This is a genomic window from Arhodomonas sp. AD133 (assembly GCF_051195215.1).
In the GTDB taxonomy this organism is placed as follows: domain Bacteria; phylum Pseudomonadota; class Gammaproteobacteria; order Nitrococcales; family Nitrococcaceae; genus Arhodomonas.
In genome coordinates, this window is record NZ_JBNAZM010000081.1 from 1 (window position 1) to 10493 (window position 10493).

General features: G+C 63.3%; 12 protein-coding genes. 6 read left to right on the forward strand and 6 right to left on the reverse strand.

Features of this window, described 5'->3' with window-relative positions:
- Window positions 1–36 precede the first annotated feature (36 nt).
- Complete coding sequence (locus ACPEES_RS22330) at window positions 37–465, reverse strand: hypothetical protein (RefSeq protein WP_435106518.1); 429 nt, start codon at window positions 463–465, stop codon at window positions 37–39.
- A gap of 84 nt (window positions 466–549) precedes the next feature.
- Window positions 550–1125, reverse strand: coding sequence for a helix-turn-helix domain-containing protein (locus tag ACPEES_RS22335; protein WP_435106520.1), 576 nt, complete (start codon window positions 1123–1125; stop codon window positions 550–552).
- Window positions 1126–1195: 70 nt separating this feature from the next.
- Here ACPEES_RS22335 and ACPEES_RS22340 point away from each other — a divergent pair, with 70 nt between their 5' ends.
- The 3 genes from ACPEES_RS22340 to ACPEES_RS22350 all read left to right on the forward strand — a co-directional run bounded on the left by ACPEES_RS22340 (window position 1196) and on the right by ACPEES_RS22350 (window position 3691).
- Window positions 1196–1873 (forward strand): AzlC family ABC transporter permease, encoded by a 678-nt coding sequence (locus tag ACPEES_RS22340; RefSeq protein WP_435106522.1) that lies wholly within the window; start codon window positions 1196–1198, stop codon window positions 1871–1873.
- Between the two features lie 497 nt (window positions 1874–2370).
- Window positions 2371–2688: an AzlD domain-containing protein gene (locus ACPEES_RS22345; RefSeq protein WP_435106524.1), complete on the forward strand. Its 318-nt coding sequence runs from the start codon at window positions 2371–2373 to the stop codon at window positions 2686–2688.
- Between the two features lie 445 nt (window positions 2689–3133).
- Window positions 3134–3691 carry a YgjV family protein gene (locus ACPEES_RS22350; protein ID WP_435106526.1) on the forward strand — a complete coding sequence of 186 codons (558 nt, stop codon included), beginning with the start codon at window positions 3134–3136 and terminating at the stop codon, window positions 3689–3691.
- A 183-nt stretch (window positions 3692–3874) separates the two neighbouring features.
- On the opposite strand, the gene ACPEES_RS22355 is transcribed toward ACPEES_RS22350, so the two are convergent.
- From ACPEES_RS22355 to ACPEES_RS22365, 3 genes are all read right to left on the reverse strand, one after another.
- Window positions 3875–4171, reverse strand: a complete 297-nt coding sequence (locus tag ACPEES_RS22355) for an antibiotic biosynthesis monooxygenase family protein (RefSeq protein WP_435106528.1) — start codon at window positions 4169–4171, stop codon at window positions 3875–3877.
- 286 nt (window positions 4172–4457) lie between these two features.
- Window positions 4458–5354 carry a hypothetical protein gene (locus tag ACPEES_RS22360; protein ID WP_435106530.1) on the reverse strand — a complete coding sequence of 299 codons (897 nt, stop codon included), beginning with the start codon at window positions 5352–5354 and terminating at the stop codon, window positions 4458–4460.
- A 48-nt stretch (window positions 5355–5402) separates the two neighbouring features.
- Window positions 5403–6041, reverse strand: coding sequence for a hypothetical protein (locus tag ACPEES_RS22365; protein ID WP_435106532.1), 639 nt, complete (start codon window positions 6039–6041; stop codon window positions 5403–5405).
- 543 nt (window positions 6042–6584) lie between these two features.
- Here ACPEES_RS22365 and ACPEES_RS22370 point away from each other — a divergent pair.
- From ACPEES_RS22370 to ACPEES_RS22380, 3 genes are all read left to right on the forward strand, one after another.
- Window positions 6585–7148, forward strand: a complete 564-nt coding sequence (locus tag ACPEES_RS22370; protein ID WP_435106534.1) for an NADPH-dependent FMN reductase — start codon at window positions 6585–6587, stop codon at window positions 7146–7148.
- Window positions 7149–7556: 408 nt separating this feature from the next.
- Window positions 7557–8594: an alpha/beta hydrolase gene (locus ACPEES_RS22375; RefSeq protein WP_435106536.1), complete on the forward strand. Its 1038-nt coding sequence runs from the start codon at window positions 7557–7559 to the stop codon at window positions 8592–8594.
- A 265-nt stretch (window positions 8595–8859) separates the two neighbouring features.
- On the forward strand, window positions 8860–9954 hold the full coding sequence (locus ACPEES_RS22380) for a proline racemase family protein (RefSeq protein ID WP_435106538.1): 1095 nt from the start codon (window positions 8860–8862) through the stop codon (window positions 9952–9954).
- Between the two features lie 57 nt (window positions 9955–10011).
- On the opposite strand, the gene ACPEES_RS22385 is transcribed toward ACPEES_RS22380, so the two are convergent.
- Window positions 10012–10359 (reverse strand): dihydrofolate reductase family protein, encoded by a 348-nt coding sequence (locus ACPEES_RS22385; protein WP_435106540.1) that lies wholly within the window; start codon window positions 10357–10359, stop codon window positions 10012–10014.
- Window positions 10360–10493 lie beyond the last annotated feature (134 nt).

The window sequence follows — 10493 nt, forward strand, 5'->3', positions numbered from 1 at the left end:
AACCGGCAATTACAGAACGCTGGGAAACGCCGAAATCTACGCCGCATCAGTCGGTTGCGAGTTTTTCAGAACCGACTTCTCCAACTCGCTGAGGCCGCCCGCCAGCTCCTCCAGCGGATGAACGACGACCACCGGCGCGGCCTTCAGCCACCGGCGCGGCAACAACGTCTTCATGAAATGCTGCAGGGCTTTCTCCGCCGCAGCGAAGTCATCGATCAGAACACGTTGATGCTCGAAACCGTTGACCAGCTCGAACGGCTTTCCCCCGCGCGACGCCTGCGTCTGCGCATCGCCCCCGATAGCCAGCACCGTCGGCGATTGCCCTTTGGACAGGGCAACCACCGGAGCGTCCTCGACGGTACGTCCGGAAGCACAGTCGCGAAGCGTAAGCCAATCCCGCCGTACGCGGATGTAGACCGGTCCAATCGCGAAGATGCCCCCGATTCCATCGCCGTTGCGTGACACGCTATCTCCCCATTGTTGTATACGGCTCTCGGCTCAGCCCGGCTGAGCCTGCGAAGTACCCGGAGCGGTCCAAAGGCTGATCGCTCAAGAGTACTCCATGATCATCAGTGCCACTGCGGGCGCCTCGAGCGCAATGTAGACATGAGCGACGTCGCCCGGGAATCGCATGTAGTCGCCTACGGCAAGTTCCGCAGGGTCATCCGCGGGACCTACCCGCAGCCGTCCCTCGATCACCACAATGTGTTCGACGGTTCCGGGCATATGCGCATCCGAACGGCGCGCAGCGTCGGCTGCGAGCTCAATGCGATATACGTTGTGTCGGACGCCGGACGGACACGCGGACAGCAACCGCGCGGTGAAGTCCGTCTCCTCCGCACGTGTCGTCACGCCCTCGCCGGCACGCAGCACGCGAATATCCGGTTGCGGCATCTGGATCAGTTGCGCAAAGGGCACGTCCAATGCGACGGCAAGCGCCCAAAGGGTCTCCACGCTCGGGTTGCCCTTTGCGGCCTCGAGCTGCGTCAACGTCGACTTGGCGATACCCGCCCGGCGCGCCAGAGCCGAGGCGGACACGCCCTGGCGCTGGCGCTCGTCCTTGAGTCGACGTGCGATGGCGACGACCAGATCGTCGGATGTCGGGTTGTCGGTAGCGTCTTTCATATCGATTCAGGAACGGTCACCCGCGCCGTCCGGTTGACAGGCTTCGCATGATTCGGTTGATATATCGCCCATGCGTTCGATAAATAATCCAGTCCATGCCGTTCTGCTCCGCGACGTGGTGCCCGTCTGCGTGGCTTATACGCTGGTCGGGCTGTCGTTCGGGGCGATCGCGACCTCTTCCGGGGTACCCTTGGCGGTGCCGATCGTACTGTCGCTGCTGGTATTCGCCGGCAGTGCCCAATTCGCCGCGGTGGGCATTGTGCTTGCCGGCGGCAGCGCCGCGGCGGCCATCGTGACCGGATTGATGATAAATGCAAGGTTGATGGCCTACGGTTTCGCCGTGCGCGACGCACTCGGTCGTTCGTTGTGTCGACGCCTGTTGAGCGCGCATCTGATGACCGACGTGAATACCGCCATCGCCCTGCAGCAGGATCAGCCGGCCCACCGCCGCGCGCTATTCTGGCAATCGGGCATGGCCATCTTCATCGTCTGGAATCTGGCAGTCGCCGCCGGCGGTATCGCGGGCCGTCACATTGCCGATGCGAACGCATTCGGGCTGGACGCCGCACTGCCGGCCATCCTCTTCGCACTCATTCGCCCCAACCTGACCGATTCGGCAACGCAGCGCGCTTGCGCCCTCGGCAGTGTGACCACACTCGTCACGATTCCGGTCCTACCCCCTGGTCTGCCGGTGGTGAGCTCCGTCATGGGGCTGCTCGCGTGTATCGGCGTTCGGGCAAGCGATTGAATGCCTCCGCTTCGGCGTCCGGCGGTGCGCTGTCACCGCCGCTAACAAACAGGAGCATCGTTGTCGGTCGACGATCGCGAAGCGCTGGCCGCCCCGCCGGACGTGAGAACGTCGGCTGCCAGAAGCAGCCGACCTACGTGACTACGTCTTGACCGGCAACGGAGTATCTACGGCGCCGGCGCGTGCCGGAAGCCGGGTAGGTTGGCTGCACTTGGCAGCCGACATCTCTGTGACGGGTATGTCGGCCAGCGCTGTGCGCTCGCCGACCTGCGGCGACTGTTCAGCGATGTTCATGCACAGCGCGCTTGACCGACAACGGAGTATCTACGTGACTAACGCCGCTAACAAGGGAGCAGCGATGTAGGTCGGCGAGCGCACAGCGCTGGCCGACATGCCAGGCGTGCAAACGTCGGCTGCCAGAGCACGACGGCTCGCGTGTATCGGCATGCAAGGCAAAGACCGGATATGACGGAACGTCGCCGTTGGAGGAGTGACCCATGTGGATCGTGATCATCGCCGGCCTCGCGGGCGGCACATTGTTGTTTCGCCTGACAGGACCGACCGTGGGTGCCTGGCTGGAAATGTCGGAACGTACTGAGCGTCTGCTGACGATTGCCGCAACCGTCATGCTGGCCGCGGTGGTCGTGACGGCCACGCTGTCCGCCCATCAGGACACGCCGGCGAGCATCAGCGTTGCCCGGGTTGCCGGCGTCGGTGCGGGGGCGATTCTGGCCTGGGTGCGACAACCGATGTACGTTGTCGTGATCGCCGCCGCCGGCGTCACGGCAACCTTCCGGTTCGCGGGTATTGCGTAGAGCGCCGGGTTGCCGCTGCTCTGAGGCAATGGACTGTGTCATCGCCGTCATCTCGGGCGGTGGCCACTTCTCGCGCTCATCGAGCCCGCTTCAACCACTCTCTACATCTGACGGTCACACCAAGTACCATCGCCCGCATGCGCCGACGGCGCGTCGGCATCCCTCCTCGCCAACTTACTAATCCGATCATCGATAATGCCACGTGTCAGAGCGCTTGTGCGATTCGGCTGCCAGGCGCGCGAGCGAAGGCGTGGCAAGGTTCACGTCGAGTGAGCGCGACGCCGCAGCCGGGCCGCACAAGCGCTCCCTTCGGGCGAGGCTGTCGGGCGCTCTCGCGGCGTTGCTCGTCGCTCATGTAGCGCTTGCTACACCACGCTCCTCGCGCCTTGCGAGAACGCCCGACAGCCTCGCTGACATGTGGCATTATCGATGATCGGATTAGTATATGGTAGACGAACGCATGGAAGAGCTCACCTGGCGCATCATCGCCGGTCAGACCGTCAGCTTGATCGCGTTTGCGCTGTGCGTCATCGGATTCGCCAGCAAGAGCGACGGGCGTCTCTTCCGGCTTCTGATTTCCGCCAACGTCGCGTTTGCGACCCATTTCATTCTGTTCGAAAGCTGGACCGCGGCAGCACTCACCGCGATCATCGTCGTGCGCGTCTCACTGGCGAACCGGTTCAAAGGCAGCTGGCGGATGATGAGCGCCCTGCTGTTGGTAAGCGTCATCGCCGCCGCGTTGACCTGGCAACGCCCCCTTGACGCCCTGCCCCTCACCGCTGCGGTACTCGGCACCGTCGGCATGTTCATGCTGCACGGCATCGCCATGCGGTTTTTCCTCGCCGGCGCCGCGCTGGCCTGGACGCTCAACAATCTCGCCATCGGCTCTATCGGCGGCACGCTTGCCGAAGCCCTCATCCTCGCCACCAACCTCGTCACCATCGTGCGCATGAGCCTGGATGGCTCCTCGACGGCCACTGAGCCACAGCGGAAAGTATCCTAGATGTTGGCATTCGGCGAGTGCCGCGCGACGGCGATGTGCCGAAATCGGCCCATCCGATCGAATCCAATCAGAGCGTTACTGACCTTTTCGAACCAATAGGCGTGCAAAACCGGGGGCGTCGCAAACCGTAGCGAGCGGCTTCAGCCGCGATCGCCACCGAAAGCGGGCAATAAGCGGGCAATACTAGACGGTGTAATCGCCGACCTCGTCGTACACCGTTACGGATATGCGCTCTCCCAGATTTCGCATCCCCTGCATTTCCGCCGGGTTGTCCTCTTTCCAGAACGCCTTCCAGTCTTCGACGCAGTCCCACCGGGCAATGGTCAGGATGTGGCCGGGGCTGCCGGCCTCCTGAATCATGAAGCTTCCTCTCGCCCCCTTCACCGCGTCATGAATCCGGCTCGTCGTTTCCCGCCACACCTTTTGAAACGCCTGAATGTTATCGGGCTCCACCTTCCACTCATATACGACCCTGATCATTCCGCGTTACCTCTCGCAAGCAGGTTGAGCAACAGAGCGCACACGGCCGCCGGCACCGTACACACCGGGGACGGTCACGAGCGCGGCCACGCCGACCAACGCCGTACGCCATGCCGGAACGTGCCAGATCCGTAAACGCCCACGGGTGTTCTCGTCGATAGCGTCCAGTGCGATGCTCAATCGTTCCATAGCCCTGTACCATCTGACGCTGATGCCAGCGTGCCGCTCGTTGTTCCGCACACTGACTGTGCTTCGAAAGGCGCCGCTAGTGACCTGGCACCCTCGCCTACGAGGACTGCCACCAATCGCCGAGGACTGCTGAGTTATGGCTCCCCAGCGGCTCACCCCCCGGTGACCAATCACCGGGATCCACGACCATGATCTGGATCTGGTGCTCCCGTACGGGTGGCGTGTAACGCGCGGTGAACGTCGCCGTCCATGGGATCTCCTCGGTCGGATCCTCCACGGGAGCCGTGTCCTTCTGCCAGAGCTGATCGTCCACCTCGACGATCTCCTCGATCAGCTCGGCCTCCGTCCAATCCCCGCCAGGCTCCGGCGACGGCGGTCCGGGCGGAGACACACCGTCCGTGACCCGGACGTAGAGGCGCACACCTTCGATGGGGCTCAGGGCGTTGGTCAGCGTGACCTTGATGAGCGAGCTGTCGCCCTCTCGTTCAGTACGCGCCACCACAACGGTCTCACCCGTGAGCTCCCACTCCACGTCTCCCTGACGCACAGCCATGAGCTCATTCACCGGCACCGGCTCCCGGGGCTCCGCAGCCTGGGCGGCATCCGGCTCCGCAACAGGGTCGCCGGTGAGGAACCGGTCGACGATGTCTCGGCTGAAGCGCTCGTCCGTCGCGAGCACCAGCACACGTTCAACGTAAGGGTTGCGGGAATCCAGGTGCGGCACCAACCGCTCCACACCGGCTTGCCCCTGAGCGTGAACCAGCGCACTGAACATGTCCAGCATGCTGAAGAAACCGTTGATGGTCTTCTTGCCCTTCCGGTCCCAGTACTCAAAGAAGCCATCCGGCTGCGGACCGTTGTTCAGATAGGGAACGAGATGGTCCAGATCCTCCGGCCCCATCTCGCGTGCCAACCTGGTTACAGCACTCGCCGGCGTTCCTCCCGCCAGGCACTGCTCGATGGCCGATTCGAGTTGTTCTTTGTCGAAAGCCATTGCACCAGCCTTGTACTTTCGGGCGCGGCAACCGCCACTTCGATGTCTCTACGCCTGCGAAAGGGTGCGCATCAGCGGCGGATTCTTCACTCGCTTGGCAAGCCACAGAACGAATCCAAGCGTCACCACAGCGCCGACGACACCAACGCCGACCGGCCCGAGAAATTCGAGCACGCCGCTGATGACGCGCTTCAGCAACGCCTTGCGTCCGTCGATATCCACGCCCGAAGCATTCACCAGCGTGTTGGCCATGATGACCAGCACGCCGGTCAGCAATACGCTGATGGAAACGAACACGGCAGGCTTGATGGCGGAGCGGAATACCCCGTACTGCTCCTGCTTCTCCTCGAACGCCGGAAGCCTCTGCTTGAGGGCCGCCATCACCTCGCTGACGGTTGCCTCGTCCTGGCAACTCAGCGTCTGGTTGGTCTTCTTTTTCTTGCTGTCCTTGTAGTCGATCGAGATCATCTCGGAGGTCACGTTGCATTTCACCTTGGAAATGCCACTGAACTCGACGGACACGCCGTCCTTCAGGATTTCCCCGACCTCGGCATCGCAGCCCGCATCACGCAAACGGCTCAGCGTCTCATCGATCTCCTTGTCGCTCTTCGTGCAGATGAACAGCGAAGAGTCCCCAAACACAACAACCGAATCAAAGACGGCGCCCCTGTTGTCGATGACCAGCAAGAGTTGTTTCCCCCATTCCTGATAAGTGCCTCATGGCCGCCGTGCCCGGCAGTGTCCCCCACAACCGGAGAAGCCCGGACCGAATCCCCCACCGGAGAACCCCCCGTGGTCCGTGCGTTCGCTCGCTCGACAACCCCAAGTACGGATGTGGCGCCTTTATAGCGCTTTCGACAAACCGTTAGAATCGTATCCGTACGCGCTTACTCTACCGAGTCATCCGTCCATGGCAACCCCGCGCTACTGGCATCCCTGACGGAGCGCCGCCGATGGCGCAGATTTTCCATTGCCCGGTCCACGGCCGTAGGCCTGGTCGGTACGGCCCGCAATGCGGACGGGAACGCCGGGCAGACGCCGGGTTCAGCGGCTGCGCCCACCAGCCCGCAGCAACCACCGGTGATGGACGCTCTCATCGTCGCGACGGCCTTGCGCAAGCGGCAGGTGGCGGCATGGGGCGGACGGGATGATCCAGTGCATCCGAGCTGATTGCGCGAGCCGACCCATGGATGCTAGAAGCGGGCCCTTGTGCAACAAAGGCCAACTTCCATGCTCCGACTCAACGTCATCGTCGCCAGCACGCGGCCCGGTCGGGTGGGCGAGTCCGTGGCTTCGTGGTTCCACGACTTCGCCCGGGAACACAGTCGGTTCGACGTCCACTGGACGGACCTGGCGGACTTCGCACTGCCGGTTTTCGACGAACCCAATCACCCCCGGCAGCAGGATTACCAGCACGAACACACCAAACGCTGGGCGGAAAGTGTCGACGCAGCGGACGCTTACGTTTTCGTGACCCCGGAGTACAACTTCGGCCCTACCCCGGCGCTGGTCAACGCGCTCAACTACGTCTACCACGAGTGGAGCTACAAGCCCGCGGCCTTCGTCAGCTACGGCGGCAACTCCGGGGGAATCCGCGCCGTCCAGACGACCAAGCTCACACTGACGACGCTCAAGGTGATGCCCCTGATCGAGCAGGTCACCATTCCCATGGTGGCTCAGCAGGTCGACAACGGCAGATTCGCCGCCAACGAGCAACAGGAGAAGAGCGCCGGCGCGATGCTGGACGAACTCGTGCGTTGGGCGAAAGCACTCAAGCCCATGCGGGAGAACTGAACCTTCCAGCGAGCCGGAAGCGTACACCCGCATCACTCGCCCTCGACGCGGGCAGCCGCGTTGAGGGCCGCACTTACGAACGCTGGTTGAACCGAGGCACGACAACGGAACTCGATTACTTCTCGACAGCCGACTGCGTTCGCGTCGTCCCTGGCCCAATGGAAATGACAGCGCCAGCCACCCAAGGCGGCCAGTAGCAGCCGGTGAACGCCTCCGTCTGCGTCGTTGACCAGCGTTTTAGGGGGCCCTCTGCTCCGTGCGACCGCAGCCGATTCGTCAGGGCGACATGTGCCTTGATGCCAGGCTGGACCGGCTGTCACCAAGCAAAGCTGCAAGAACCGGCTGTCGTCGAGCGGCTTGCCGCAAGCCATCGCAAACGGACATACAGAGAATATGGAGGCAATGGACATGCTCTTCGCGACCAACCGGACGCCCCGCCAGTCACCGCGCACCCGAATTGATCGCCCCATCTCGTTCGATCCCCAGAACACGACCGCCGCGCAGCACGTGTTCTTCTGCGAGCGCAATGACAAGGACGACTACACGGAGATCGGCGGCAATGCGTTCTTCGAACGTTTGCGCGACCTTCCCGGCGATACGCAAGTGCTGCTTTACATCCACGGATTCAACAGCCCCATGGAGGAAATCATCTTTCCCCACGCCACGCGCCTTCAGGAGCTCCTGGACGAGCAGGCGGATGCGACCCCCCATGGGGTCACAGACACGCGTGTGCACGTGGTCCCCCTGATCTGGCCAACCGAGGATGACCACAGAGTGGCCATCCTCGATGACTACTGGGACGATCAGCGCGCAGCGGATGCAAGCGGACTGGCGTTCGCACGCATGCTGGGCAAGTTCGACCGCTGGCGAACGGACGCCGCCAGGCAGGCGCAGGCAAGGTGCCGCGCCACCGGGAAACCCATGAGCGACTTCCTGTGCACGCGGCGCATCAACGTACTCGCACATTCCATGGGCAACCGCGTACTGCGTGGGGCACTCAAGACCTGGACCGAGGCGTTCGCCCAAGGGCGGATGCCCATGCTCTTCCGCAACGTGTTCATGGTCGCCGCCGACGTGATCAACAGCACGCTCGAAGCCGATGGCGAGGGCCGCTACATCCCGGATTCCGGGCGCAACGTGCTCGTGTACTATGCTGCGGACGACCTGGCCATGCCCGCGAGCAAGCTCGCGAACCTGGATAGCCGCACCGTATCGAAGCGCCTGGGAATGACCGGTCCGCAAGACCTGCAAACCGTTCCCAAGAATGTCTATGAAGTCGACTGCGCCGACTTCAACAATACCTTTGATCCACCGCAGGGGCATTCGTACTTCCTTGCCAGCCCGGATGGCGCGGTGAGCCCGGTCCTGGTGCACATGTACCGCTCGATACGCGACGGTCGCGTACCGGATGGCAGCGTCCGACACCAGAGGCTGGCGGCTCCCTGAAAGACGCCGCGGTTCGCAGCGGTCCCGCTTCGATGGTCGGCTCGCCGGGAGCCGGCTGCGCCACGCCGACCTCGCGCCGCACCGTCATGCCCGCCATCGCCGGCCACGGCGACTTCTGTTGACTCGCGGAAGACGGCTTCGCGACTCGTCCGCGCTCAGCAGCCCATGGCCCCGCTTCAGGCAGGCGTCCGGCTCGACGGCTTACCGTTGGAAGGCTATGGTGCGACTGTCCCTGCTCGATGTCGCAGGCAGGCGGAGGGGCATGATGACCGAGCCGGATATCGCCACGGGCCGACGACACGCACTGCGTGTGGTCAGCGCACACGCCGGTGGCGACGTGGGCCGGGTGGTGCTTGGCGGCATTGGGAACCTCCCTGGCCGCACGGTCGCCGGTCGTGCGCGCTTTCTTCAGGAACACGCTGACGGGTTGCGCCAGCTTCTGATGAATCCGCCTCACGGCGATCTCTCGCACTGCGCCAACCTGGTCGTTCCACCCGCTGCCGCCGACGCGGATGTCGGCCTGATCATAATGGGAACGATGGGGTATCCGGGTTTCTCGGGCTCCAACGCCATGTGTACGGCCGCCGCACTCGTGGAAACCGGAGAACGGCCCATGGAGGAAGGCCGGCGGCCGCTCGCGCTGGAAACGCCGGACGGTGTATCCACGTTGAGCGTCACGTATCGGTCCGGACGGGTCGAATCAGTGGCCTATGACTCACTGCCGGGATTCGTCATGGCAGGCGATGGCGAAGTCGTCCTAGAGGCATGGGGAACGGTACGCTACAGCCTGGCTTATGGTGGAACGTTCTATGCTTTGATCGACGCCACGGGGATCGCGCTCGACCCTGCCACCACACAGGTCGCGGTGCTCAAACGATTCTTCGAAGCTTTCTTCACCGCCACCGCCCCCGGCCTGAAGGTCCGTCACCCGGAGCACGGTCCGGTACAACGGGTGACGCTGGCACTACTGGTCGGCACCACCGAATGGGAATCAGTGGATACACTCGGTGTCCCCGTCGCCGCCTACATGGACCCTGGCGTTATCTGCCGCAGTCCCACCGGAACGGGAACGACGGCCCTGCTGGCATGGCTCGCCGCGCGCGGTGCGATCGCCAGCAGCATGAGCGTCCGCACCCGCTCGCCGTTCGGCAGCGAGTTCCTGGGGACGCTGACGGGTTTTACAACAGTGGCGGATCGCGCCGCAGTACGCACACAAATATCCGGCCGCCCTCACCTGCTATCCGATGCCCGTGTGATCGTCGACCTGGATGATCCGCTCATTGCCGACAACGGGCTGAGCCGGATACTCCTCGCTCCGGTCCATGCTGTGGGCGGTGCGAATGCCCAGCGGCCGGCATGATCCGGCCAACCCTGCGGTTGCCCTTATCCACTCACCTGGCCGCTGCCGTGCGGACCGCTACCCCTCCCGCTGCATCTTCTCGCGCCGTGCGAGCTCCGCCGGCGTGGGCGGGTCCATGGCATAGTCACCGGTTGTCACCGCGCCATCGCGCACATACCGAGCGATCACGATACCGTTGGGCGATACTCGACTGTCAGCCAGTTTGAACGCCGCTGCCTTGGCGCCATCGTCAAAAAGCTTCTTGCCTCTTCCGAGCACGACCGGGAACGTGAACATCTTGATCTCGTCCACGAGGTCATTCGCGAACAGCGTTCGGATCAGGTCCGTGCTGCCTTGTGTAAGCAGCGCCGGCCCGTCTTCCTGCTTCAGCTTGGCGACATCGGACGCCGCGTCCCGGAGGGCCACCGAGCCCTTCCAGGTCAGATCCAGGCCCTTTCGAGTCGCAACATACTAATCATTTAGAAAGTAATGTCATGTTCTGGTAGAATTCATGCCATGAAATGGGAGCGCTCCAGTGAAGGTGTCGATGTGGATTCCAC